The organism is Streptosporangium amethystogenes subsp. fukuiense, assembly GCF_042665875.1.
Lineage (GTDB): Bacteria > Actinomycetota > Actinomycetes > Streptosporangiales > Streptosporangiaceae > Streptosporangium > Streptosporangium fukuiense.
Genome location: NZ_JBHTEE010000001.1, coordinates 982,291 through 1,005,701 on the forward strand (window position 1 = coordinate 982,291; position 23,411 = coordinate 1,005,701).

The following is a 23,411-nucleotide window of genomic DNA, read 5'->3' on the forward strand; positions in this document are numbered from 1 at the left end:
CACGGAGTAATGCGGCAGAATGGGCGAATGATTCCCTCGAATCTGCATGTGCTCGTGGTCACCGGTCCCGGCCTGGTCGCGGACCTTCGCCTGCTCACCGAGGTGGCCGACCGTGAGTTCGCGGCCCTCGGGGTCGGCGGGACGGTGTCGATGACCTCGGACCTGCCAGGCTTCCGGGCGGCGCTGGAGTCGCCCGGCGCCCTGGTCGTCGTGCCGGGTCCGGATCCGGGGGCCCGCGGCCTGTTCGCCGAGTATCCCGAGGCGGTCTGGCTCGACCTGACGAAGTCCGAGGCCCCGCTCTCCGGGGCGGCGGACGGCGCGTCGGGTACCCACCTGCACGGGCGGGGAGTCTGGGGGCTGACCTGGGCGATCAGGCACGCCGTACACCGGCTGCGCCGACCGGCGCACCGGGTCGGCTACGGTGATCACCCCGAGCAGTGGGCGGAGATACGGCCGCCGTACGGGACCCCGGGGCAGGCGCCCTCGCCCGAGGCCGACGGACGGACACCCGTCGCGGTGCTGCTACACGGTGGTTTCTGGCGCTCGGTCTGGGGCGCGGATCTGATGGACGCGCTCGCCATCGACCTCGCCGAGCGCGGGTTCGCCGCCTGGAACCTCGAATACCGCCGCCCCGACCTGCACGGCTGGGACGCGACCACCGCGGACGTCGCCCGGGGCATCGCCCTCGCGGCACAGGGCGCCCGCGGCCCGCTGGTGGTGATCGGTCACTCCGCGGGCGGGCAGCTCGCCCTCCGCGCCGCCGCCGACGACCGGCGGATCACCCTGGCGGTCTCCCTGGCGGGGGTGCTCGACCTGGCCGAGGGGGATCGCAGGCACATGAGCTCCGGCGCGGTCGCCGCGGCGCTCGGCGGATCCGCCGCCGAGGTGCCCGAGACCTACCTGCGGTCGGGGCCGCTGGAACGGCTCCCGCTGGGAGTGCCCCAGCTCGTCGTGCAGGGGAGTGGGGACGACCTGGACCTGGTCGACTTCAGCCGTCGCTACGCGCGAGCCGCTCAGGAGTCAGGCGATCAGGTGATATATCTCGAAATGTCGGGTGATCATTTCGACGTCATCGATCCCGCGTCACCGATCTGGCGGGCCACCGCGGGGGCGATCGCCGAGCACGGCAAGGTCACCTGACGCGACGGTGGGTCTCAGCCGGACGACAGGGGGCGCCAGGGGACGGGGCTGGACAGCACCATCATGCTCGACGGGTGGCCGTACGGGGCGAGCCGGTCGATCATCTCCTCGAATGTCGTCATCGAGGAGGTGACGACCCGCAGCAGGCAGCAGGCGTCACCGGTCACCCGGTGCACCTCAAGGATCTCCGGCCAGGCCAGTGCCTGCTCGTCGCGGAGCACGCAGCGGGGGCCGTAACACGACATCCTGATCAGGGCGGCCACCCCGCGCCCGGCCCGTGACGCATCGACCCTGGCGTGGTAGCCCGTGATCACCCCGGTCTCCTCCAGCCGCCGTACCCGCTCCGCCACCGCCGGGGCGGACAGGTGCACCCGCCGGGAGAGCTCGCTGTAGGACAGTCGCGCGTCCTGCTGCAACTCGGCCAGCAGTGCCCAGTCCATCGCGTCCACGATCACGCTCCGTCATGCCGTAAGTTGATCTGCCGGATGCCTTCCGTTCCGAAGGCGCAACCCAATAATCACCTTTCTCGCATTATTTTCGTACAGACCGATACGGAGCACCATGGGGGTGTACAGGCGTAGGAGGAGCGATGACCGCTATCAAGCAGCTCACGGAGCAGGACCGTAAGGCACGCGCGGAGGCCAACGACGGTCTGCCGACGCTGGGCTTCGAAGCCGGCACGCCCTACGACGAATACGTGGGCACCGCCGCCCTTCATGATCTTCAGCACACCGTCACCGACGCCCCGGAGGAACTGGCGTTCCTGGTCACCACGCAGGTGATGGAGCTCTACTTCGGGCTGCTCCGCTCGGAGTGGCGTCTGGCCCAGCGGCAGCTCGACGAGGACGACGTCAACGCCGCGACGTGGACGATCAGGCGCACGGTACGGCACTTCGAGGCGCTCAACGCCGCCTGGGCCGCGCTGAGCTGGCTGACCCCGGCGCAGTTCAACACCTTCCGTGACGCGCTCGGCGAGGGATCGGGTTTCCAGTCCGCGCTCTACCGCCATGTGGAGTTCCTGCTCGGCAACAAGTCCGAGGCGCTGATCAGGCCGCACCGCCGCAACCCCGAGGCGCACCGGGAACTGGTGGAGGCGCTGCACCGGCCGAGCCTCTACGACTCGGTACTCGCCATGCTCGCCCGCGCGGGCCACCCGATCCCGGCCTCGGTGCTCGAACGCGACCTCGCCGCGGAGTACGAGCCGAGCGCCGAGGTCGAGGCGGTCTGGGTCGAGGTCTACGCCGGGCCGCTCGCCCCGCTGGCCGAGACGCTGACCGACCTGGCCGAGCAGTTCTCCGACTGGCGCTACCGGCACCTGATGGCGGTGCGCCGCTCGATGGGGGCCAAGCCCGGTTCCGGCGGATCCAGCGGCCTGAGCTGGCTGGAGCGGAGCATGCGGCGGGAGGTCTTCCCCGAACTCTGGACGGCCCGCACCCTGATGTGAGCGCGCCCGACCGGGGCCTGCGAGTCCCCGGAGGCTACTCGATCTCGCCCGGTGCGGCGCCGTCAGCCGGTCTGGCAGACCGGGCACCAGAAGAGGTTGCGCCCGGCGAGCACCTGCGTGCGCACCTCGGTGCCGCAGAGGAAACAGGGCATGCCGGAACGCCGGTAGACGTAGACCTCGCCGCCGTGGTCGTCGACGCGGGGCGGACGGCCCATCGCCTCCGGAGTGTGCTCGGGCCTGACCGTGTCGATGCGGCCCACCCGGACACCGTCGGTCATCAGGAGCACCAGATCCGCCCAGATCGCCTCCCACTGCTCGCGGGTGAGGTCGCGGCCGGGCCGTGACGGGTCGACGCCCTGCCGGAACAGTGCCTCGGCCCGGTAGATGTTCCCCACGCCCGCGACGACCGACTGGTCCATCAGCAGGACCCCCACGGAGGTGCGGCTGCGGCCGATCCGCCGCCAGGCCGACTCGGGATCGGCGTCCGCGCGCAGCGGGTCGGGCCCGAGTCTGGCGTGCAGCGCGGCCTTTCCCGCCGGGTCGAGCAGTTCGCAGGTGTTGGGGCCGCGCAGGTCCGCGTACTCGCCGGTGTTGCTCAGGCGTAGCCGCACCATCCCGGTCGGCGCGGGCACGGGGACGGGGCCGAAGGCGTACTTGCCGTAGATGCCCAGGTGGACGTGGAGCCACCGCTCGTCGTCGAAGCCGAGCAGCAGGTGCTTGCCGTGGGCGTCGGCCTCGGTGAGCACCCGCCCGTCGATCCGTAGCGCCCCGGCGGCGAACCGCCCCTGGGGGCTTTCCGCGCGGACCTCACGGCCGCCGAAGGCCCGCCGGTGCTCTCCGGCCAGTCGATGAATGGTGTGTCCTTCAGGCATTCCACAGAGCGTAATTCATGGCGACCACTGCCACCCCCGTGTGGTTTCCGCTCCTGCTGATCTTTAATGCGTGAAGTTACGGTGGTTTGAGGAGCAGGCCGGTCTCGGCCAGGCAGCCGTCAATCAGATGCGGACGGTACTGGATCTTCTTCAGGCCGTGTTTGATGACGCGGATCAGGTGGTCGAGGTTGCATACCGCGAGGTTGGCCAGCACACCCCGATTCAGCAGAGACCAGATGCCTTCGGCCGGATTGAGATCGGGGGCATACGACGGCAGCCGGACAATGGTGAGCCAGTCGCTGTTTGCCTGGATGAACCGCTGCATCTCGGCGCAGATATGCCGGTTCAGGTTGTCCCGGATCACCACGATCGGAGCATCGAGTTGCCGGTGCGCGGTAATCCATCCAGGTGAAGCTCGCCACCTCACCGGCGCGCCGCTGGTAGCGGTGCAGCCGGTAGATCAGACGGGATCGGTGCCCGGACCGGTAACAGACCATCCCCGCGATCGAGACCCGGCCGCCCGCCCTGCCCGAGACCAAGGCCACCGGCGTGATACCGCGCCGCCCCCAGGTACGAGCTCTGGGCGGCCTCAGCGTACGGCCGCATTCGTCTTCGAAGCAGACCCGGCCACCCAGGTCCGCCGCGGTTTTCCCACCGCCGGCCACACCTGCTCCTTCCAGACCGTGATCGCCTGCGCATCGCGCTCGATCGCCCGGCGTACCGGCACCTGGCACGACCAGCCGTGCCGCCGCAGCAGCTTCCACACCCCCGCCAAGGAGTACGAGAGGTGAAACATCCGCCCGATCACCGTCTTGACCCGCGCGAGCGTCCAGCGCTGATCAAGCCATCCGTGCGCGGCCGGGCCCCGGTTCAGTGCGACCTCCAGCCGGGCGAACTGCGCCTCGCTCAGCCACGACACCGAGGCCGGCCCCTTGGAAGCCGGCGCTTTACCACCGCCTGTGGCCCAGGCCCGGTGCCATCGGTTCGCCGACATCCGCGTGACCCGCAACTCCTTGGCCACCTGCGCATCGGTGTATCCCTGCGCGAACAGCTCCGCCGCGCGCAGCCGTACCTGTTCTCGCTTGGTCCGTTGTGCGGCGGTCAACCCGCCACCTTGCGCATACCGCATAACCAGGACATACCCGCACGGCCCCATGACGCCCTCAGGCTGTCGAACTCCGCGAGTTAAAGATCAGCAGCGAAACAACGATCTCTACGGTTCGAGGGTATTGCCAACGACCATCAACGGAACCGCGCCGCTGCCGGTCAGTACCTGGAGCCATGTGGCGCTCACTTACGATGGCGCCGTCCTGCGCTTGTTCGTCAACGGCCAGCAAGCAAACCAGAGCGCGCTCACCGGCAGCCTCTACAGTGACGACAGCCCGCTGCGGATCGGCGGCAACGATGCCTGGGACGAGTTCTTCAACGGCCTGATCGACGAGGTACGCGTCTACAATCGCGCCCAGAGCGCGACCGAGATCCAGACCGACATGAACACCCCCGTTGGCTCCACCACCCCAGGACCCACCCCCACGCCCACCCCCACACCGACTCCCACGCCTGACCCCACCCCCACCCCGGTGCCGGGACTGGTGGCCGCCTACGGCATGGAAGAAGGCACGGGCACGACCGTCGGAGACTCCTCGGGGCAGAACAACACCGGAGCGGCCACCGACACCACCTGGACGACCGGCAAACATGGTACGGCGCTGTCGTTCAACGGCTCCTCCAGCTGGGTGACCGTCCCGCACGCCGAGTCACTACGCCTGACGGACGCACTGACTCTCTCGGCATGGGTACGGCCGGCGGCAAACAACAACTGGCGCACCGTGTTGATGAAGGAGCTCGCCGAAGGCGGCAGCTATGGTCTGTACTCTTCCGACGGTTCGGTTCCACTGGGCTGGTTGCAACTGGCCGACAGCGGCGGGACGGTGGCAGGAGAAAGCCCGCTGCCACTGAACCAGTGGAGCCACCTGGCAGTCACCTACAACGGCAGCACGGCCACCATGTACGTCAACGGCACTCTGCTCAACCAGGAAGCGATCATCGGCGACCTCATCGACGACGGCGGTGTATTACGACTCGGCGGCAACAATGCCTGGAGTGAATTCTTCAGTGGCCTGATCGACGAGGTACGCGTCTACAACCGCGCCCAGACGCCGACCGAGATCCAGGCAGACATGAATACCCCTGTCGGCGCCGCCGTAACTGGCGTGGCGGCTCAACAGCGGCACATGGACGCCGCTACGGACGCTGCTCCCTCGATCAGCAAATCGACAGTGGGCGACGCCCGCACGATGAACGGTGTCAGCGTCACCTCGACCCTCACCCCCCGCCTGACCACCTGGTTGCCCGCTAGGCGCGACGGCGAGGCGAAGGTGGAAGTGGAGGTCGCCAGCAAGCCCACCAAGTCCGTCAAGGGGGACAAGGTAACCACGGACAAGCGGCTGATCTGGTCGGGCGAGGTCACCGCCAAGTCCGACGATAACCAGGTATCTCTGCAAGTCCCCAAGGGCAAGTTGCGGGACGGCGAGAAGGTGAGATGGCGCGTCCGTATTACCTCTGGCGGCGTTAATGGTGCTTGGTCCATATGGCAAAACCTTGAAGTAGCCATCTCCTCCCAGGCCTTGAGGGCTACCAAGGCCGACGCGAGTGCAATGACCACCGAGCCTCCGGAATTCAGCTTTAACCATCTCACTCTGGAAAATTGTGAAAGTGATCTGCTGCCAGATGGCCGTCGGCTGTGGAACGATGTACCGCTGGCTTTCTCGTGGTGCTACACCCGCTGGTTCGGTGTTACCTTGTACGTAAACCTCTGGGTCGACGGGGTGAAAACAAAATCTGTGGCCGGTTGGGTACAGTACCGCGCGTCAACAGTTATCAACACCCGTATCGGTCGAAAGAATAGCGATGTAGCGTGGGATGACGCTACCCGCAATAGCCGCGACATCGACGTATGGACGAAGATCAACAATCTTCGGTATACGGGAACCACTTCGGGCGTATACATCCGCACATATGTCAAGCTTGCTGGTGATCCTGCGATGGCCCAGTGCATGCCAAACTCTCCGACTTCCAGAAAGTCCTCGCTGGCAGAGTGGGATAGCAATAAGTATGCGAAGTTCACAATTCGCTCTTACAAGGGCGATGAGGGGCCAGACTATGTAGGGACATGCACTATCAGTCCTTTCGTTGAACTCGTGACTCAGGTCGACGATGAGGACTTCGACATGTTCAATGATCCGCAACAGATTAGCTGCGATACGGCATCCGACAACCCCAGTCATGTTGGTGGCTGCGTCTTTGAGAAGACCAGCAAGATCATGGTCTACGACACGACCAGCGCAAAGCACGCACCAGTCGCACAGCATATTAAGGAGGCCTTTTATAACCCCAGCATCACCAAGCCTCTGATGATAAATAAGATAGTGCCGGGAAACTTCAGCGCAAGTCGCACTAGCGATCAGGGTAAACCTCTCCACAGAACCATCGACGAGGACCTGCGCGACGTCACCGAGGACCGCAAAGACGACGTTTGCGCAACTCTTCCCGTCATCGTGGATCATGATTGTGATGAGTACCCCTTCAATTCTACTTATGAAGGTGGCGGCCGCGTATGGCGAACAGGGGCACTTACGGACAACTTTTCTGTCAAACGTGTAGACTTACACAAGAACAGGTCGGCGGGGGGCTCTCTAAACTGGTTCTTCTGGCGTTACAGAATTCTCGACAATGACCCGTTCTGGCTTGTGATCAGCACCAACGGCCAGTTCTAGTAGCGTTATCTTGGCGGGAAGGGGGTCACCCCTTCCCGTCATCCTATTTTGCAACATAGTGGAAAGATTGGATTTTCGGATGACATTTAATGTTGCCAGCCTTGACTCCGCCTGCTTTACTGCGATAAAAGGTCATGATATCGACTCGGTCTGTCGAATCCTCGGAGCAAAAAGAGCCTCCGAGTCCAGTGACTCCTCGCCTCTTGGATGGGATGATCCACATGATGATGCAGTGATTTCTGAATGGGGGGATGGCATCCTCGTTTCTGAGCCCAGCTACGGAATTCGGGGTGCCCAGCCCGAGGCATTGGCTGCCCTTGCAGTCGCCGGAAGCTCAGTGCTGACCGCCTGCTGGCATGACAGAAGCCTCAGCCCAGCCTGGTTGGGCTGGCATAACCTGCTCGCACTCGCCGCCGAGGGCCGCCTACTGTCCGCTCTTAAACCGTCGGGTAATCTCCAGCAGAGGATTGGATGGGACACGTCCGCCCTCGACCCCTACCTTGCCGGATCACGCTTCGACAACGAAAGGATTCCTGTCCGTAGCCATGCAGGCCAAAAACGCGGACGCGGTGCTGGTGGTTCCATCAATGTCGCCCATTGGAAGTACGCCTGTATCTCAGCCTTGGAAAGATTCGTCCAAGCCGAGCTTCACGAGGGCCTAGTATGGTCGCCCCTCCCAAAGCATAGCTTCGTCCTTAGTGGTCCTCTGGCAACGCCAGCAGTAGCGCTGCCAGAATTTCTCGGTTCAATCAGCAAAACTGATCCATAGATTTTGTTGCATGAGCTGCCATGGCGACAATACTGGCTTCTTCATCTCACGCAATGGCAGCCAAGCCACCATCTAGCCCGACATCCACGGCCCCGGCATGTTGAAGATGTACTCGCTCGTGGGTGATTTGAGTTCATAGGTCGAACAGGGTGAGCAGGCGGCGAGCGTCGTTTCGGTAGTGTCGCCGGGCGTAGGCCATGTTGACGTGTCCGACGTGGCGGAATGCGCCGGTGGCGAGATTTCTGCAGGTCGCCATCACCTGGGGTAGCGCACCGGTACGGATCCGGCCGGCATCTTCGCCGAAAGTGACGTCTCGCACGTAATGCGCACGGGTTTCCACTCCCCAGTGCCCGCGGACGTAGGTGCCCAGATGGGCGGGTCCGGCCAGGTGAGCGGGCAGGTTCGTGATGGCGTAGGCCACCTGTTTACTACCGCCCGAGCCGCGCAGATCGGCGACGTGCCGCACGATCCGCATGACCTGGACCGCGCCGGGGAAGTCGACGCCGTCTGCGGGGGCGGTACGAATGGTGCGGCGTTCGCTGCGGCCGTGACCTCGGTCTGTCTCGGTGTGCCCGGTACCGGCCCGCTCGTGCTCGGCGTCGGTCCCATCAGCCAGTGCGGCCATCGCCGTGGCCAGAAGCGCGGGCTGATTGTGCTTCAAAATCAGGACATAGTACGCGCCGAGGTCCTCGGCCAGGTGTCGGGCGGTCTCGCGGACGGTATGCAGCGCGTCGGCGGTCAAGACCGTGCCTGCCAGATCCACTTCGGCTATCAGTGGCTTGAGTTCGGGCACCTCGCTGGTCTCGGTGTCGATGGCCCGCTGAGCGAGCGTCGTGTGGCGGGTGTGGCAGAACAGCGACAGCAGTTGGGGGCGGCGGCCGTCAGGGCGGCGGGCTCCGCGGATGGCCTTGCCATCGGCCGCAGCCGCGGGCAGCAACCCCGCCATGGCGGGATGTTCCCGGTCACGCTGACGGACCCGGCGGGCTTCGCGCTCGTTCGACCATGCCCGCTCGGCCCGCTCAGCCCGCTCGGCCCGCTCGGCGGTGTCCGGCCGAGCCGTACCGGGGGTATCGGGGCGGCCGGGTGCTTTGGCTGGGCGGGGTGCCTGCCCGGCCAGATAAGCGCACACCTCGCGATCCAGTTGGTCACCATCGATCTCGCCCAGGACCCGGCGGAAGGTCCGCTCGCTGGGCGGCACATGCAGTCCGGTGAACGGATCACGCCACACCTCCAATTCGGCCAGTACTTCCTGCAGGCAGGCGTCGAAGGCCCAGTGCCAGACCGCGATGATCGAGTCTCCGCCGACCACGGCCACCCCGCACGCGGCCAGCGCCAGGATCGAGGCCAGCGGATGCCGGACGTTTCGGGTGGACCGGTGGTCGGAAATCCGGCGGAAGCGGGCCAGCAGCCCTTCGCGGGTCACCCGATCGGGCACCGATCCCGTTGTGTTGCCACTCTCGATCGGGCTGATCAGCGATGATAGGGCCACGGGCACGGCTTCCTCCCGGATCGGCTGGTGTGAGAACCTCGATCTTCGGGAGTCGTGCCCGTTTCCATGTCCAAATTGGATCAGTTATCACCAGCGTCGGAGGCACAGCCGTTCGCACGCAAGGAATCAAACCCGGTCAAAACTTCAAGATGCCGGGGCCGTGGCCCGACATCCATAGACGATTAAGCTGACCGCTGCTGATCTTTAATGCGTGAAGTTACGGTGGTTTGAGGAGCAGGCCGGTCTCGGCCAGGCAGCCGTCAATCAGATGCGGACGGTACTGGATCTTCTTCAGGCCGTGTTTGATGACGCGGATCAGGTGGTCGAGGTTGCATACCGCGAGGTTGGCCAGCACACCCCGATTCAGCAGAGACCAGATGCCTTCGGCCGGATTGAGATCGGGGGCATACGACGGCAGCCGGACAATGGTGAGCCAGTCGCTGTTTGCCTGGATGAACCGCTGCATCTCGGCGCAGATATGCCGGTTCAGGTTGTCCCGGATCACCACGATCGGAGCATCGAGTTGCCGGTGCGCGGTAATCCATCCAGGTGAAGCTCGCCACCTCACCGGCGCGCCGCTGGTAGCGGTGCAGCCGGTAGATCATACGGGATCGGTGCCCGGACCGGTAACAGACCATCCCCGCGATCGAGACCCGGCCGCCCGCCCTGCCCGAGACCAAGGCCACCGGCGTGATACCGCGCCGCCCCCAGGTACGAGCTCTGGGCGGCCTCAGCGTACGGCCGCATTCGTCTTCGAAGCAGACCCGGCCACCCAGGTCCGCCGCGGTTTTCCCACCGCCGGCCACACCTGCTCCTTCCAGACCGTGATCGCCTGCGCATCGCGCTCGATCGCCCGGCGTACCGGCACCTGGCACGACCAGCCGTGCCGCCGCAGCAGCTTCCACACCCCCGCCAAGGAGTACGAGAGGTGAAACATCCGCCCGATCACCGTCTTGACCCGCGCGAGCGTCCAGCGCTGATCAAGCCATCCGTGCGCGGCCGGGCCCCGGTTCAGTGCGACCTCCAGCCGGGCGAACTGCGCCTCGCTCAGCCACGACACCGAGGCCGGCCCCTTGGAAGCCGGCGCTTTACCACCGCCCGTGGCCCAGGCCCGGTGCCATCGGTTCGCCGACATCCGCGTGACCCGCAACTCCTTGGCCACCTGCGCATCGGTGTATCCCTGCGCGAACAGCTCCGCCGCGCGCAGCCGTACCTGTTCTCGCTTGGTCCGTTGTGCGGCGGTCAACCCGCCACCTTGCGCATACCGCATAACCAGGACATACCCGCACGGCCCCATGACGCCCTCAGGCTGTCGAACTCCGCGAGTTAAAGATCAGTGAACGTATGCCGGGAAGATCATCGCCTGTCTCGCCGGCCGCTGTGACAGGCCGATGTCCCGCCCCCTGGCGGGCCAGGTCGGGACGTGTTCCGACGATGCGATCACCGAGAGCTTCTTCGCCTCACCCGAGTGATCTTGACCATCCCGCCGTGGCACGTTGATCCTTTTGTCGTGACCTGGTGGCCGTGGGACCGCTCCTGCAGAGATCATGGCCACCGGCATGCGCCGATACCTCCATACGCGGCAGTTCCTCTGCCGATCCCAGAAAAGGACCCCTCCCGCCGATGACCGTCATGAAAGACCCGGCTGCCGCGACCTGCCCGATCCGCCACCCACTCGACCTGGGCCCCGACGGGGTCAACCGGCCCGGCCTGTACCTCAACGAGCTCTACCACGAGATCCGGGAGGCCTACGGGGTGGTCCCGGTCGTCCGCGCCAACGGCACCGACGCCAAGCTCGTCACCCGCTACGAAGACGTCAAGGCGGCACTGCGCGATCCGCTCCTCTCCCGGGAGAAGGCCCTGCCCTTCGACGACGTCTCCGGCCTGGAGGGCACCATCCTCGGCCTGGACGGCGCCGCGCACGCGGCCGTGCGCGGGCTGGTCAAGGACCACTTCACGCCTCGGGCCATCGAGGCCCGCCGTACCGAGATCGAGCGCTGTGCCGCCGCCCAGCTGCAGGTGATGATCGGCCGCGGTGCGCCCGCCGACCTGCTGGCCGACTTCGCGCTGCCGTTCGCCCTGGAGCTGATCTGCGACCTGCTGGGCCTGCCCGAGGCCGACCGCGCCGACTTCCACCGCTGGAGTGAGGCGTTCCTGTCCCACAGCAACCTGTCGCAGGAGGAGGCCGAGGCCTCGCTGTTCGCGATGTACGGCTACCTGGCGGGCCTGCTGCAGCAGCGCCGCGGCGCGCCTGCCGGCGACCTGCTGTCGCAGATCGCCGTCAACGGCGCGCACCTGCCCGAGCACCAGCTGGTCATGCTGCCGATCGCGCTCATCGTCGGTGGCTGGGAGACCTCCGCCAGCAGTATCGGCACATTCACCCAGGTCCTGCTCACCCACCCCTACGGCGGGTACGACAGCGCCTACCGCTACCTCGTCGACCACCCCGACGACCTCGTCGGCGCGATCACCGAGCTCGAGCGGATGTTCTCCACCACCGCGGCCGACGCCATGCCGCGCTACGTCACCGCCGACACCACCCTGCCCAGCGGCACGCACCTGTCGGAGGGAGAGCTCGTCATCTCCTCCGTCAACGCCGCCAACTACGACCCGCGCGCGTTCGCCGACCCGCACACGATGAACTTCGCGCGTTTCGCGCGTGCCGCCACCGACACCGACATCGAGCGGCACCTGTCGTTCGGCTACGGCATTCACCACTGCATCGGCCGTCACCTCGGCCACGGGGAGGTCGTCGCCGCGATCGGGCTGCTACTGCGCGAGCTGCCCACGCTACGCCTGACGGTGGCCACCGAGGACATCCCCCGAAAGATCGGCCACGCCGTCGGAGGGCCGACCCACCTGCCGGTGGCCTGGAGCTGACAGCTCGACCGACGGTCAGGGCGGCGTGGTCACCGGCTCGGGGCGGTGCTCGCGCCGTCGCCCGAGCAGGGCGTGGGCCGAGGCGGCGAGGGCTGCCCCGGCCGCGTAGGCCACCAGGTCGGCCGCGCCGAACGTGCTGCCGAGCACCAGCCTGGCCACCACGCTCACCTCTGAGAGCGCGGCCGGGACGGGTGTCAGCTGGGCGAGCTCGACCGCCCAGCTGAACGCCAGCGCGCCGAGTGCGGCCCGCGCCGGCGTGATCCGGGGCCACACCAGCACGATCAGCGCGTACACCAGCACGGTGTAGAGGGCGTCGCCCGCGTACTTGCCGAACCAGCCGCCGGTGACCGCGCGGACGGTCAGCCCGGCGGCGACGGTCAGGGCCGCGGCGAGCGCGGCGAGCAGACGGGTGCGGAGGGCGGGCGGCATCCACCCACGATAGCGATCACGCTCCCCGGCCGCGCCGCCGGACACCGTCCGGAGGGAGCGGGGCTCAGGGCAGCCGCCACACCGCGGGCAGGCCCTTGCCCGCGCCGTCCTCGGAGTAGTCGTGCGTGACCTCCAGCAGTTCGGCCATCCGGGCCTGCCAGGTGATGTTCACCGGCAGACCGGCCAGCGACGAGAGCAGCGCCTCGTAGTCGTCGCACTCGATCACGTGGAACAGGTCCTGGCCGCTGCGCCAGATCGTCCACTCGTGCGCGCCGCCCCGCTTGATGGCCTCGACCAGCTCGGCGGGCACCTCCCGGTGCGCCTGGTCGTACTCGGACTCCCTGCCAGGCTTGACCCGGGTGTGCAGCGCGACGCGCATCTCGTACCTCCATGAAGTTGTAGACCGTTATAGCAGTGGTCCGATGTGTGGAGGCCGGGAGGGGTGGCGCGCCCGTTGACGCCCCTCCGGTGCGAACTTAAACTCATCGCATAGTGAATTTACTGCGGCGAACGGCCGTACCGCGGGCGGCCCCCTCGCCGCCGTCGCCGGCCGGTCGTGACAGGGGAGTGTGACACTGTGCGCAGGAGACCCGCGGCCCTCGGAAGCACGATCTTCTTCGCGCTGGCACCGGGCACCGTGGCCGGGTTCGTGCCCTGGTGGATCACCCGGTGGGAGACGGCGGACTCGATGCCGGCGGTGCCGTCCTGGGTCACGGTCTCGCTACGTCTCGTCGGCGCGTCACTCGTCGTCGCCGGGGCCGTGGTGCTGGTCAGGGCGTTCGTCCGGTTCGTCGTGGAGGGGCTGGGCACTCCCGCCCCGATCGCCCCGCCCGAACGCCTGGTCATCGGAGGTCTGTATGGATACGTCAGGAATCCGATGTACGTGGCCGTCCTCGCGGCGATCGGCGGGCAGGCGCTGCTCCTGGGCCGCCCCGTCCTGCTGCCGTACGGCGCCGTCACGGCCGCGGCCGTCGTCGCGTTCGTCCACTGGTACGAGGAGCCGAGTCTGCGCCGCAGGTTCGGCGCCGACTACGAGAGGTACCGCGCGGCCGTGCCCGGCTGGTGGCCCCGTACGCGCGCCTACCGTCCCTGATCCCCGGTCAGGTGGGAGGCGGAGCCGCCGTCACGGACGGGGCAGCCACCCTCTGGTGGCCGCGAGGTAGCCGGCCTGGAAACGGCTGCGGGCCTCAAGCCGCTCCATCAGGTCGGCGGTGACCCGGCGCAGGGTGCGGACCGAGACGTCGAGCCTGCGGGCCACCGCCTCGTCGGTGAGTCCCGCGGAGAGCAGGCGGAGCACCTCGCGCTCCTGGTGACTGAGGCCCTTCTCGTCGCGTCTGCGCTCCTCGCCGAGGGGGGTGGCGGCACCCCAGGTCTGCTCGAACAGCGCGACCAGGGCGGTGACGACGCCCGCGCCGCGGAGCAGGACCGCGCCGACGCTGCTGTCCTCGGGGTCCGTCGGCAGCAGGGCCACCCGGCGGTCGAAGACGAGCATGCGGAGCGGAAGGCCGGGAGTGGTGCGCACCTGGCCGCCGCGCTCGGTGAGCCAGGCCGCGTACGCGCTGGTCGGCTGGTCGTTGCGGATGCTGTCGGTGTAGACGACGCGGATCGCCGTCCCCCGGTCGAGCAGCGCCTCGTCCAGGGGACGGCTCGCCGCGATGTTGTCCGGTGTCTGGGCGCTCTTCGGCTCGAACCCGAGCAACTCCTGCCGGCACTCGGCGACCTGCTCCTCGATCCTGGCGCGGATCGTGTCGATGCCGACGAGTGACTCGGAGTCCTCGCCGGAGCGGGCCGGATTCTGGTCGGCGTAGGCCGCGATCATCTGGGCGACGGCCATCCGGCTCCGCTCGATCTCCTGCTGCTTGGCCAGCAGCGCGGCCTCCTCGCGGGCCAGCAGCGCGGCCAGCCCCACCTCCGGCCGGACCAGGCGCAGCACGTCCGGCTCCTCCCAGGAGGGGCGCAGCAGCGACAGCTTGGCCAGTTCGTCCAGCGTGTCGCGGATCTGGTGGACCGGCCAGCCCAGCTCAAGGCTCAGCTCCACCACGCCGTAGGAGGGATTCTCCAGGATGGTTCGGTAGACGGTTTCCTCGGCGGACCCGATGCCAAGCAGCATGAGCACGACCCCTCCACGGTTCGAGCATGACCAAGACCCGATCTGCGGGCAGGACCCACGATGGTCTCAGCCTGAAACTAGCCAGACGCAGTGACGACGGGGTTATGCGCTCGCCTCCGGGCACGCCGGGGGTGGCGGATCCGGTCCCGGGCCGGTCCGCGGCACGCTGGCATGACCCTGCCACGTTAGGGACCTGCCAGCGGAAACACCTGGTCTATTCGCCGCGTGCCGACCACTGTCGATTCATGTATCTCATCAACGTGCGCCTACGCGCCCCCGAGATCGAAGGCCGCCTGGCCCCACCCGGCGGCCGGATGTCCGCGCGCGAGATCCGGCGTCTGCTCCTGGTGCTGGCGGAGCCCGAGGAGGGGCTTGAGCACGTCTACGGCGAGGAACGCGCCGGCGGTGTGGACCTCGGCCTCTTCATTCGCAGACCCAACCTCGACGCCGCCGAGAGCGCGGCGGCCCGACTCTGCGGGCGCTGTCTCGACGGCGTGCCCGAACTCGCGGGCTGGTCGCTGCTGGGCTGCGGCACCGACCTCGTCCTCGCCCTCGCCCGCTTCGAGACCTCCGGTGGCCAGGTCTGTCAGCGTCCTGCCATTGCAGCGCGCTGACAGCCCCGAGGCCTTCCGGAATACCCGGATATCCACCAAGAATCGAAGTGTCAGAACAAAACGGGAAATGTCCGGTGAAAGTAATCCGGAAGATCACCCGGGGAACAGCAAAAGGGCGCCGATGATTACCGGCCGAAAGGAAGAAAGAACGATGAATGCCGCGATCCGTCCAGCCGCCCTCGTAATCGGCGTCCTCTCGCTCACCGCCATCCTCACGACCGCCGTGGCGGCCGCGGCCGCGACCGGAGAGAAGGCCGGTGGCCCCGCGGCGACCACGGCCCTCATCCTGGCCGGCGGAGCCGGCTGGCAGTGAGCCGACCAGGAGAAACCCATTCGTAACGGGCACAATGCCCGAGAAGTCGTCCGGGAGGCGACCACCGTGAAGCACCAGGAAGTCGAGTTACTCGCTCTCGGCGCAGGGCCGTCCAACCTCGCCCTCGCCGTGGCTCTCGAAGAGCTCGCTCCGGAACTGGCAACCAGAACGCTGATCATAGAACAGCACGAGAACGTGGCCTGGCATCGGGGAATGCTGCTGCCTTGGACGCAGAGTCAGGTCTCCTTCCTCAAGGACCTGGTCACCCTGAGGAACCCGCAGAGCAGATTCTCCTTTGTGAATCATCTGCACTCGGTGGGAAGGCTCACTGAATTCGTCAACCTGGGTAGTTTCACCCCGTACAGAATGGAGATCTCGAATTATCTGCTCTGGGTCGCGGAGTCGCTCGCCCAGGTGCGCATCGAGTACGGCCGGCGTTGCGTGGCGGTCGAGCCGGTCCTGTCCGGTGACGGCCAGGTCGAGCGCTGGATCGCCCGGCTCGCCGACGGCTCGACCATCGGCTGCCGAACCCTGGTGGTCGGCGCGGGCCGCGACGCGCACATCCCCGAGGTGTTCGAGACGCTCCCTCGCGAGCGGATCATCCACAGCACCGAGTTCAGCCAGAAGGTCGCCGGACTCGACCACGCCGCCCCGCACCGGGTCGCGGTCATCGGCGGCGCGCAGAGCGCGGCCGAGATGCTGTGGGCCACCCACCAGAGCATGCCCAACGCCGAGTGCACGATGATCATGCGCTCCATCGGCCTCAACGGCTACGAGAGCAGCAAGTTCACCAACGAGCTCTTCTACGCCTCCTTCGTCGACGAGTTCTACGAGTCGCGCCCCGAGGCCCGCCGCCAGCTGCTCAGCGAGATGCACCGGACCAACTACGCGGGCCTCTCCCCGGGCATGCTCGAAAACCTCTACCGGCAGATCTACCTGGATCGCCTCACCGGGCAGGAGAGGATCCAGATGATCACGATGGCCGAGATCTCCCAGGCCAGGATCGAGGGCGACGAGATCGTCCTCACCCTCAAGGACAGGAAGAGCGGCCGTCACGACGAGCTGCCCTGCGACGTCCTGCTGCTCGGCACCGGCTTCGACCGCCGGATGCCCTCGCTGATCCGTGACCTGGCCGCCAGGGCCGGCCTCGGCGAGATCGGTGTCGACCGTGCCTACAAGCTGGCCCTGCCCGCCGGGTCGAGCGCCGCCTGTTACCTGCAGGGCGTCAACGAGGACACGCACGGCATCGCCGACTCCCTGCTCAGCACGCTGGCCAACCGGGCCGAAGAGATCGTCGGCGACATCCAGGAGAGCCGGGCCACCGCCGAGCTCCTGTCCCCGTTCGCCCTCCCGGTCGCCTCCTGATCCCCCAGCCCCCCTGAAACCCACCGAGGAGAATCCCCGTGGACCTCCGTTCCTATGACCCTGCCCACCTGCGCCCGGACAACGGCCTGCTCGCCAAGAGACTGCTGCCCTGGGAGACGCTGAACGCCCCGTTCGAGGGGGCCTGGTGCGTCATCGCGCCCGGTACCGCCTCGACCCGGCACGCCCACCACGAGTACGAGATCTTCATCGCGGTCTCCGGCGAGGCGGTCCTGGAGAGCGAGGGCGAGCGCGCCCGCTTCGCCGCCGGGGACGTCGCCTACTTCCCGCCCGGCACCGACCACCAGGTGGTCAACGACGGCAGCGCCGACTTCGAGATGTACGGCATCTGGTGGGACCACGACATGACCCGCACGTTCGAGACCCGGCACCTGGAGGAGAAATGACGGGGACGATCGTCATCGCCGCCACCCCGACGCCGAACGGCGACCTGCACGTCGGCCACATGGCCGGCCCCTACATCGCCGGTGACGTCTACGCCCGCTACCTGCGGGCCGACGGCCGCCCCGTCAACTACAACACCTGCACCGACGACAGCCAGTCCTACATGATCTCGACCGCCCGCAAGCACGGCACCACGCCCGCCGAGCTGTGCGCGACCTCCACCGCGGCCATCCAGCGGTCGGTCGAGGCGATGGGCATCTCGCTGGCCCCGCTGCCGCCCGTCGACGACACCTACCGGCAGACCGTGCTCGACTTCGGCCCTGCACCGCCAGGGCCGCTTCGAACTCCGTACCGTGCGCATGCCGTACGCGGAGAACGCCGGAACCCACCTGTTCGACGGGCTGGTCAAGGGCGAGTGCCCGGCCTGCCTGACCGAGAGCTGCGGCGGGTCGTGCGAGGGCTGCGGCCACCCCAACCACTTCGACGACCTCGGCGACCCGCGCTCGGTCCTGGACCCCGACGACCCGGTGACCTCGCGCGAGGTCACCGTCCTAGTCCTGCCCATCGAGAACTACCGGGAGGAGCTCACCGCCTACTACGCCGCCCGGACCAGCACCTGGCGTGGGCACAGCAGGCAGCTCATCCGCGAGATCCTGGCCCGGCCGCTCCCGGAGATCCCGATCACGGTGCCGTCACCGGGGTGGGGCATCGACGCCCCGTTCGCCGAGACCCCCGGACAGATCCTCTACCCGTGGGTCGAGGCGATGCCCGCCTCGATCTACAGCACCTGGAAGGCGGCCGGCGGGCCCGAGGGCCCCGTCGACAGCGCCTGGCGTGCCGAGAGCGGCAACCAGCTGGTCTACTTCCACGGCTTCGACAACGTCTACTTCTGGGGCATGGTCGACCTGGTCATGCTGCTGGCCCACGGCGACCGCTACATCACCCCGGACGCCAACGTCTGCAACGAGTTCTACGAGCTGGAGAACGAGAAGTTCTCCACCAGCCGTAACCACCTGATCCGCGGCGCCGACCTGGTCGCCGAGGTGCCGCGCGACCTCGTCCGGTTCTACCTCGCGCTCACCTGCCCCGAGGACCAGCGGGCCAACTTCACCAGGGAGGGACTCGACAAGGTCGCCGGCAGGCGGCTGCGCGAGCCGTGGAACGCGCTCGCCGACCGCCTCGACACCCTCGTCACCGACCCGGGGGAGGAGTTCAAGGTCACCGCCGCCGGCCGGCGCCGGGCCGCGGTGATCGTCGAGAGGTTCAGGCTCTGCTACGACCTCACCTCCTTCAGCCTGACCAGGGCGGCGGACGGCATCGTCACCCAGCTCGGCAGGCTGCTGACCGCCGAGCGTGACGAGACCGGCGACCTGCTGATGGAGGTACGCGCCTTCCTGGCCTGCGCCGCGCCCATCCTGATCGACGTCGCGGCCGAGGCCGAGGCGGCCGGCGTCGAGCTCACCCTCGACACCTCCGCCGAGACGATCGACGCCTTCTCACTACCGCGACTGCCCGGGAGTCCCCGATGAAACTCCTCGCCATCGAAGCCAGACAGAACGCCACCTACTACCAGTCCCGCTACCAGCAGGTTCAGGACTTCGGTGCCGAGCTCTATGTGCTCAACGGCATCGGCACCCCGGACTTCTGGCCGAAGGACCGCTACCGCGTCGTGGGTTCCCAGCGCATCGACGACCTCATCACCGAGGCCAAGAACTGGCACGAGCAGGAGCGCTTCGACGGGATCATCACCTTCTCCGAGTCGGCCGTGACCACGGTCGCGGCGGTCGCGGAGGCGCTCGGCCTGCCGGGCGTGGGCGTCGAGGCGGCCAGGACCAGCCGTAACAAGCTGCTGATGCGCGAGGCGCACCGCAGGTACGACGCCCCGCATCCGGACTTCCGCTTCGTCACCGACCTGCGGGAGGCGCTCGGGGCCGCGGACGACTTCGGCTACCCGGTCATCCTCAAACCCACGCTGGGCGCCGCGAGCAACTTCGTGTTCAAGGTCGACGACCGCGAGGAGATGACGGAGCTGTTCCCGCAGGCCCTTGAGGGCATCGAGGGGATGTCGTGGTTCGAGATGGAGGCGCACGGCCTCGACCTCGGCCCGCACGGCCTGCTGATCGAGTCGTTCCTGGACGGCGAGGAGTTCCTCATCGAGGCCGTGGCCTGGGACGACGAGGTCTACCTCGGCTCCATCGTGGACCGGATCACCGTCGAGGGCGGCACCTTCGACGACGACGTGCACCACGCGCCGACCTCGCTCACCACCGAGCAGGTGGCCGCGGTCCACCGGGTGGTCAGGGCCGGCGCGCACGCCCAGGGGCTGCGGCGCAGCGTGCTGCACGCCGAGGTCCGCTTCCACCGGGGCGAGCCGTACCTGCTGGAGATCGCGATCCGGCCCGGCGGCGGGGGGCTGGATCTCATCGCCGGGATCACCGCCACGCACAACCCGATCCGCGCGGTCATGGACGTGGCGCGCGGCGCCACGCCGAGGGTGCGCCACTACCGGCCGACCGGCGTCCACGTCACCGCGATGTGCCTGCTCTGCGACGCCGGCCGGATCGCCTCGATCGAGGTGCCGGCCGAGGTCGCCGAGTCCGACCGGGTCTTCTTCCTCAAGGTCACCGCCAGGCCCGGGGACGTCATCCGGCGCCCGCCGGAGGGCAACAGCATCCTCGGTTTCCTCGGCACCACCGGCACATCCCTGGAGGACGCGAGGGAGACGATGCTCGACTACGCATCCAAGATCAACGTCACTTTCGTCCAGGAAGGAGAGCTGACATGACACAGCTGGCCGCAGAGGCGTCGCAGCGGACCCGGCGTGTGGCGCGCACCCGCCGCTACCTGATGTGCCCGCCCACCCACTTCGATGTCGTCTACTCCATCAACCCCTGGATGAACCCGGACAAGCCGGTCGACGGCGCGCTGGCCAGGCTCCAGTGGGACGGTCTGCTCCGCGCCTTCTTGGCGCTGGGCCACCAGGTGGAGTTCATCGAACCGCTGCCCGGCTACCCCGACATGGTGTTCGCCGCCAACGGCGCGACGGTCATCAACGGGAAGGTGTTGTCGGCCCGCTTCCGGTACGAGGAGCGGGCCGCGGAGGGCCCCGCCTACCTGGAGTGGTTCCGTGCCAGGGGCTACGAGACCCGCGAGGCGGTCCACGTCAACGAGGGCGAGGGCGACTACCTGCACGCCGGCAGGTACCTGCTGGCAGGCACCGGGTTCCGCACCGACATCCGTTCGCACCGCGAGGCGGAGCGGTTCTTCGGGATGCCTGTGGCGGGGCTGCGCCTGGTGGACCCGCACTTCTACCACCTCGACACCGCGCTGGCCGTGCTCGACCACGACCAGATCATGTACTACCCGGGAGCCTTCTCCAAGGAGAGCCAGGGCGTGCTGCGCGTCCTGTACCCCGACGCGATCATCGCCACCGAGGCCGACGCCGAGGTGTTCGGGCTGAACGCCGTCTCCGACGGCCGCCACGTCCTGATGCCGCCCTCGGCCACCCACCTGATGGACGAGCTGCGCGAGCGCGGCTACGAGCCCATCGGTGTCGAGCTCTCCGAGCTGCTGAAGTCCGGTGGCAGCGCCAAGTGCTGCACCCTCGAACTCAGGGCGGGCCGATCATGATCGACTACGACGGGCGCCGCTTCACCACTGGCGGCGTCCCTCCCACCGAGAGGCACCCGATCGCCCTGTACCGCCAGGACGGGGACCTGCTGTGGGGCGAGTTCTCCGGCGGGCACGCCCGCAGGGGGACCCTCACCGGGCTCTGCGCCCCCGACGGCACCCTCGACTTCGCCTACACCATGGTCCTCGACAACGGCGCCGTCGTGTCGGGCCACTGCCGCAGCACCCCCGAACTGCTCCCCGACGGCCGCGTGCTGCTCCACGAGACGTGGGAGCGCTACGGCGCCCACGCCGACAGCGGTGTGTCCCTGCTTGAGGAGATCGACCCCAACACGTTCACGCTGCCCCACCAGAGGACTGAGAGCTGACCATGACCCTGAACACCATCGCCCGCCCGAACGTGGAGAAGCCCGTCAAGGGCGGCACCGTGACCTGGGCCTGCGCGCCGGGATTCCCCCCGTCCATCATCTTCCCCTTCACCCCGCCCGAGCGCTTCGGCACCCGTAACCTGCTCGAGTTCCAGATCCTGATGTACCGGCCGCTCTACTTCTTCGGCACGCACGGCACCCCCGAGGTCGACTACGACCTCAGCATCGGCGAGCCGCCGCAGTGGAGTGAGGACGGACTGACCGTCACCGTCACCGTCAAGCCCTGGAAGTGGTCCAACGGCGAGACGATCTGCGCGGACAACGTGCTGTTCTGGGTGAACATGATGGCGGTCAAGGGCGAGCGCTACGGCGAGTACGTCCCGGGCTGCTTCCCCGACAACCTGGTCTCCTACGGCAAGCTCGCCGAGGACAAGGTCTACTTCACCTTCGACAAGGTCTACTCCAAGCGCTGGGTGCTGATGAACCAGCTCAGCACCATCACCCCGATGCCCAAGGCGTGGGACCGCACCGCGGAAGGGCCTTCCGACGCCTCCTACAGCCTGGAGAACGTGGCCGCGGTCTACGACTTCCTGATGGGGGAGAACGGCGGCGTCATCGAGGAGGACAACTCCGACCGGGTGCACTGGGCGACGAGCCCGGTGTGGAGCGTGGTCAGCGGTCCGTGGCGGCTGAAGAGCTACACCATGGAGGGCGTCGTCACCTTCGTCCCCAACGAGCACTACTCGGGACCGAACAAGGCGCACCTGGACGAGTTCCGGCAGATCCCCTTCATGTCCGACGGGGAGGAGTACCAGAAACTGCTCGAAGGGCCGGGCGGACCCGACGGCATCCAGGTCGGCTACCTGCCGCTGAGCTTCAGCGCCGAGCCGACGGACGACCCCACCAAGGGCGGCCCCAACCCGCTGGGCGACAACTACACGCTGGTCCCGCAGGCGGCCTTCTGCATCCGCTACATCCCGCTCAACTACAACAACCCGACGGTCGCCGGCAAGATGCTCGCCCAGACCTACATCAGGCAGGCGATGCAGCACGCCCTCGACCAGGACCGGGCGGCCCGCGACATCTACCACGGCTACGCCTACCGGCAGGACGGGCCGGTGCCCCGCTACCCGGTGAGCGACCTGGTCTCGCCCACCCTGCAGGGCGCGCCGATCCTGCCCTTCGACCCCGACCGGGCCCGCGAGCTGCTGGAGGCCAACGGCTGGGACACCAGCGTGACGCCCGCCGTCTGCGTCAACCCCGGAGAGGGGCCAGGCCAGGCCGGGGCGGGCATCCCCGGCGGTACCAAGCTCAGCTTCTCCCTCAGGTACGCCGAGGGCCGGCCCGCGCTCACCCGGTTGATGGAGCAGTTCCGCGACGACGCCGTCAAGGCCGGCATCGAGCTGCGCCTGCAGGAGGTCTACGGCTCGGTCCTGGTGGCCGAGGACGCCCCCTGTGTCGCCGGGCCCGACAGCCCCTGCCTGTGGGAGCTGAGCACCTGGGGCGGCGGCTGGGTGTACCACTACCCGAGCGGCGAGATCCTGTTCCGGACCGACGCCGGCGGCAACTTCGGCCACTACACCGACCCCAAGGCCGACGAGCTCATCGACCGCACCCTGACCAGCGACGACCCGGCCGCGCTCTACGAGTACCAGGACTACATCGCCGAGCAGGTCCCCGTCATCTTCATCCCGAACTTCTCGCTGCGGTTGTTCGAGGTGGCCAACAACCTCCGGGGCTTCGAGCCGATCAACCCCTTTGGGATGATCAGCCCGGAGAACTGGTACTACGTCGAGAACGGCGAATGACC

21 protein-coding genes and 3 pseudogenes are annotated in these 23,411 nt (G+C 67.7%); 15 read left to right on the forward strand and 9 right to left on the reverse strand.

The window, feature by feature from the left end; all coding sequences use genetic code 11:
• The first annotated feature begins 27 nt into the window (after nucleotides 1-27).
• Complete coding sequence (locus ACFQVD_RS04185; protein ID WP_343967750.1) at nucleotides 28-1,140, forward strand: alpha/beta hydrolase; 1,113 nt, start codon at nucleotides 28-30, stop codon at nucleotides 1,138-1,140.
• 14 nt (nucleotides 1,141-1,154) lie between these two features.
• On the opposite strand, the gene ACFQVD_RS04190 is transcribed toward ACFQVD_RS04185, so the two are convergent.
• Entirely contained in the window at nucleotides 1,155-1,580 is a 426-nt protein-coding gene (locus tag ACFQVD_RS04190) for an Lrp/AsnC family transcriptional regulator (protein ID WP_211263939.1), read from the reverse strand.
• Between the two features lie 149 nt (nucleotides 1,581-1,729).
• Between ACFQVD_RS04190 and ACFQVD_RS04195 the strand changes: the two genes are divergently transcribed.
• Entirely contained in the window at nucleotides 1,730-2,584 is an 855-nt protein-coding gene (locus tag ACFQVD_RS04195) for a tryptophan 2,3-dioxygenase (protein ID WP_343967748.1), read from the forward strand.
• Nucleotides 2,585-2,646: 62 nt separating this feature from the next.
• Here the strand turns inward: ACFQVD_RS04195 and ACFQVD_RS04200 are convergent, their stop codons facing one another.
• Nucleotides 2,647-3,456, reverse strand: a complete 810-nt coding sequence (locus ACFQVD_RS04200; RefSeq protein ID WP_343967746.1) for an Fpg/Nei family DNA glycosylase — start codon at nucleotides 3,454-3,456, stop codon at nucleotides 2,647-2,649.
• 76 nt (nucleotides 3,457-3,532) lie between these two features.
• Nucleotides 3,533-4,585, reverse strand: a pseudogene (locus tag ACFQVD_RS44835) (IS630 family transposase).
• Nucleotides 4,586-4,685: 100 nt separating this feature from the next.
• On the opposite strand from ACFQVD_RS44835, the gene ACFQVD_RS04215 reads away from it, so the two are divergent.
• The gene (locus ACFQVD_RS04215) at nucleotides 4,686-7,232 is read left to right on the forward strand and encodes a LamG-like jellyroll fold domain-containing protein (protein WP_343979269.1); all 2,547 of its coding nucleotides are present in this window, start codon (nucleotides 4,686-4,688) and stop codon (nucleotides 7,230-7,232) included.
• 902 nt (nucleotides 7,233-8,134) lie between these two features.
• Here the strand turns inward: ACFQVD_RS04215 and ACFQVD_RS04220 are convergent.
• Nucleotides 8,135-9,496: an ISAs1 family transposase gene (locus tag ACFQVD_RS04220; RefSeq protein ID WP_343979267.1), complete on the reverse strand. Its 1,362-nt coding sequence runs from the start codon at nucleotides 9,494-9,496 to the stop codon at nucleotides 8,135-8,137.
• 211 nt (nucleotides 9,497-9,707) lie between these two features.
• Nucleotides 9,708-10,760: pseudogene (locus ACFQVD_RS44840) on the reverse strand (IS630 family transposase).
• Nucleotides 10,761-11,113: 353 nt separating this feature from the next.
• Here ACFQVD_RS44840 and ACFQVD_RS04235 point away from each other — a divergent pair.
• On the forward strand, nucleotides 11,114-12,370 hold the full coding sequence (locus tag ACFQVD_RS04235; RefSeq protein ID WP_343965205.1) for a cytochrome P450: 1,257 nt from the start codon (nucleotides 11,114-11,116) through the stop codon (nucleotides 12,368-12,370).
• Between the two features lie 15 nt (nucleotides 12,371-12,385).
• Here the strand turns inward: ACFQVD_RS04235 and ACFQVD_RS04240 are convergent, their stop codons facing one another.
• On the reverse strand, nucleotides 12,386-12,799 hold the full coding sequence (locus tag ACFQVD_RS04240) for a ribosomal maturation YjgA family protein (RefSeq protein ID WP_343965207.1): 414 nt from the start codon (nucleotides 12,797-12,799) through the stop codon (nucleotides 12,386-12,388).
• A gap of 64 nt (nucleotides 12,800-12,863) precedes the next feature.
• Nucleotides 12,864-13,178, reverse strand: coding sequence for an L-rhamnose mutarotase (locus ACFQVD_RS04245; RefSeq protein ID WP_343965211.1), 315 nt, complete (start codon nucleotides 13,176-13,178; stop codon nucleotides 12,864-12,866).
• Between the two features lie 198 nt (nucleotides 13,179-13,376).
• Here ACFQVD_RS04245 and ACFQVD_RS04250 point away from each other — a divergent pair, with 198 nt between their 5' ends.
• Nucleotides 13,377-13,892, forward strand: coding sequence for a methyltransferase family protein (locus ACFQVD_RS04250; protein WP_343965213.1), 516 nt, complete (start codon nucleotides 13,377-13,379; stop codon nucleotides 13,890-13,892).
• Between the two features lie 30 nt (nucleotides 13,893-13,922).
• Here the strand turns inward: ACFQVD_RS04250 and ACFQVD_RS04255 are convergent, their stop codons facing one another.
• Nucleotides 13,923-14,909 (reverse strand): helix-turn-helix transcriptional regulator, encoded by a 987-nt coding sequence (locus tag ACFQVD_RS04255; RefSeq protein ID WP_343965396.1) that lies wholly within the window; start codon nucleotides 14,907-14,909, stop codon nucleotides 13,923-13,925.
• A gap of 245 nt (nucleotides 14,910-15,154) precedes the next feature.
• On the opposite strand from ACFQVD_RS04255, the gene ACFQVD_RS04260 reads away from it, so the two are divergent.
• The 5 genes and pseudogenes from ACFQVD_RS04260 to ACFQVD_RS04280 all read left to right on the forward strand — a co-directional run.
• The gene (locus tag ACFQVD_RS04260) at nucleotides 15,155-15,523 is read left to right on the forward strand and encodes a hypothetical protein (RefSeq protein ID WP_343965215.1); all 369 of its coding nucleotides are present in this window, start codon (nucleotides 15,155-15,157) and stop codon (nucleotides 15,521-15,523) included.
• A 151-nt stretch (nucleotides 15,524-15,674) separates the two neighbouring features.
• Nucleotides 15,675-15,836 carry a hypothetical protein gene (locus tag ACFQVD_RS04265; RefSeq protein WP_343965219.1) on the forward strand — a complete coding sequence of 54 codons (162 nt, stop codon included), beginning with the start codon at nucleotides 15,675-15,677 and terminating at the stop codon, nucleotides 15,834-15,836.
• Between the two features lie 66 nt (nucleotides 15,837-15,902).
• Entirely contained in the window at nucleotides 15,903-17,201 is a 1,299-nt protein-coding gene (locus ACFQVD_RS04270) for a SidA/IucD/PvdA family monooxygenase (RefSeq protein WP_343965221.1), read from the forward strand.
• Between the two features lie 38 nt (nucleotides 17,202-17,239).
• Complete coding sequence (locus ACFQVD_RS04275) at nucleotides 17,240-17,605, forward strand: cupin domain-containing protein (RefSeq protein ID WP_343965223.1); 366 nt, start codon at nucleotides 17,240-17,242, stop codon at nucleotides 17,603-17,605.
• A gap of 59 nt (nucleotides 17,606-17,664) precedes the next feature.
• Nucleotides 17,665-17,805, forward strand: a pseudogene (locus tag ACFQVD_RS04280) (class I tRNA ligase family protein); the annotation flags it as partial.
• On the opposite strand, the gene ACFQVD_RS04285 reads toward ACFQVD_RS04280, so the two are convergent.
• Nucleotides 17,763-17,894, reverse strand: a complete 132-nt coding sequence (locus ACFQVD_RS04285) for a hypothetical protein (protein WP_386368395.1) — start codon at nucleotides 17,892-17,894, stop codon at nucleotides 17,763-17,765. The pseudogene ACFQVD_RS04280 and the gene ACFQVD_RS04285 overlap by 43 nt on opposite strands.
• A 29-nt stretch (nucleotides 17,895-17,923) precedes the next feature.
• On the opposite strand from ACFQVD_RS04285, the gene ACFQVD_RS04290 reads away from it, so the two are divergent.
• From ACFQVD_RS04290 to ACFQVD_RS04310, 5 genes are read left to right on the forward strand one after another with little or no spacing between them, the layout of a single operon-like run.
• Nucleotides 17,924-19,132: a class I tRNA ligase family protein gene (locus ACFQVD_RS04290; RefSeq protein ID WP_386368850.1), complete on the forward strand. Its 1,209-nt coding sequence runs from the start codon at nucleotides 17,924-17,926 to the stop codon at nucleotides 19,130-19,132.
• The gene (locus ACFQVD_RS04295) at nucleotides 19,129-20,388 is read left to right on the forward strand and encodes an ATP-grasp domain-containing protein (protein WP_343965228.1); all 1,260 of its coding nucleotides are present in this window, start codon (nucleotides 19,129-19,131) and stop codon (nucleotides 20,386-20,388) included. The genes ACFQVD_RS04290 and ACFQVD_RS04295 overlap by 4 nt, the downstream gene beginning before the upstream one ends.
• Nucleotides 20,385-21,233, forward strand: coding sequence for a dimethylargininase (ddaH, locus tag ACFQVD_RS04300; protein WP_343965230.1), 849 nt, complete (start codon nucleotides 20,385-20,387; stop codon nucleotides 21,231-21,233). Before ACFQVD_RS04295 ends, ddaH begins: the two co-directional genes overlap by 4 nt.
• Nucleotides 21,230-21,601 carry a hypothetical protein gene (locus tag ACFQVD_RS04305; RefSeq protein ID WP_343965232.1) on the forward strand — a complete coding sequence of 124 codons (372 nt, stop codon included), beginning with the start codon at nucleotides 21,230-21,232 and terminating at the stop codon, nucleotides 21,599-21,601. The genes ddaH and ACFQVD_RS04305 overlap by 4 nt, the downstream gene beginning before the upstream one ends.
• Nucleotides 21,602-21,603: 2 nt before the next feature.
• Complete coding sequence (locus ACFQVD_RS04310; RefSeq protein WP_343965234.1) at nucleotides 21,604-23,409, forward strand: ABC transporter substrate-binding protein; 1,806 nt, start codon at nucleotides 21,604-21,606, stop codon at nucleotides 23,407-23,409.
• Nucleotides 23,410-23,411: the final 2 nt, after the last annotated feature.

Excerpts from the sequence above, each read along its gene's own strand:
- ACFQVD_RS04185 (WP_343967750.1), top strand. The coding sequence starts at position 28 with ATGATTCCCTCGAATCTGCATGTGCTCGTGGTCACCGGTCCCGGCCTG.
- ACFQVD_RS04190 (WP_211263939.1), bottom strand. The coding sequence starts at position 1,580 with ATGGACTGGGCACTGCTGGCCGAGTTGCAGCAGGACGCGCGACTGTCC.
- ACFQVD_RS04195 (WP_343967748.1), top strand. The coding sequence starts at position 1,730 with ATGACCGCTATCAAGCAGCTCACGGAGCAGGACCGTAAGGCACGCGCG.
- ACFQVD_RS04200 (WP_343967746.1), bottom strand. The coding sequence starts at position 3,456 with ATGCCTGAAGGACACACCATTCATCGACTGGCCGGAGAGCACCGGCGG.
- ACFQVD_RS04235 (WP_343965205.1), top strand. The coding sequence starts at position 11,114 with ATGACCGTCATGAAAGACCCGGCTGCCGCGACCTGCCCGATCCGCCAC.
- ACFQVD_RS04240 (WP_343965207.1), bottom strand. The coding sequence starts at position 12,799 with ATGCCGCCCGCCCTCCGCACCCGTCTGCTCGCCGCGCTCGCCGCGGCC.
- ACFQVD_RS04245 (WP_343965211.1), bottom strand. The coding sequence starts at position 13,178 with ATGCGCGTCGCGCTGCACACCCGGGTCAAGCCTGGCAGGGAGTCCGAG.
- ACFQVD_RS04255 (WP_343965396.1), bottom strand. The coding sequence starts at position 14,909 with ATGCTGCTTGGCATCGGGTCCGCCGAGGAAACCGTCTACCGAACCATC.
- ACFQVD_RS04260 (WP_343965215.1), top strand. The coding sequence starts at position 15,155 with ATGTATCTCATCAACGTGCGCCTACGCGCCCCCGAGATCGAAGGCCGC.
- ACFQVD_RS04265 (WP_343965219.1), top strand. The coding sequence starts at position 15,675 with ATGAATGCCGCGATCCGTCCAGCCGCCCTCGTAATCGGCGTCCTCTCG.
- ACFQVD_RS04295 (WP_343965228.1), top strand. The coding sequence starts at position 19,129 with ATGAAACTCCTCGCCATCGAAGCCAGACAGAACGCCACCTACTACCAG.
- ddaH (WP_343965230.1), top strand. The coding sequence starts at position 20,385 with ATGACACAGCTGGCCGCAGAGGCGTCGCAGCGGACCCGGCGTGTGGCG.
- ACFQVD_RS04305 (WP_343965232.1), top strand. The coding sequence starts at position 21,230 with ATGATCGACTACGACGGGCGCCGCTTCACCACTGGCGGCGTCCCTCCC.
- ACFQVD_RS04310 (WP_343965234.1), top strand. The coding sequence starts at position 21,604 with ATGACCCTGAACACCATCGCCCGCCCGAACGTGGAGAAGCCCGTCAAG.